The organism is Pseudomonas sp. SIMBA_041 (assembly GCF_046535095.1).
Classification (GTDB): domain Bacteria; phylum Pseudomonadota; class Gammaproteobacteria; order Pseudomonadales; family Pseudomonadaceae; genus Aquipseudomonas; species Aquipseudomonas mucoides.
On sequence record NZ_JAWRXJ010000464.1, the window covers coordinates 1 to 263 of the forward strand.

General features: G+C 43.0%; 1 protein-coding gene. It reads left to right on the forward strand.

Features of this window, described 5'->3' with window-relative positions:
- Window positions 1–37 precede the first annotated feature (37 nt).
- The coding region (locus tag SB725_RS31935) for a hypothetical protein (protein ID WP_410923469.1) at window positions 38–263 on the forward strand (226 nt) is incomplete at its 3' end.

Sequence of the window (263 nt, forward strand, 5' to 3'; positions counted from 1 at the left end):
TGTCGCTGCCTGCAGCTTGCCTAGTGCAGACTTATCAGTGCTTACCATCAGCAATACCTTTCATAGAAGTAGTCAGATTAAAACCGCTGGTACATTTAGCGATATAGGCGCTACTCTAAGTAACGGCAGCCCGCAAGCACAACTATACCCAAATGTAAAAATAAGCGTTTATGGTAAAGACGGGCTTATTGGAGAGTTCATTGCGGATCCAAACGATTATTTATTAGGCAAGCAAAGTCAGTTAGCTGCCAATACAGATAGAC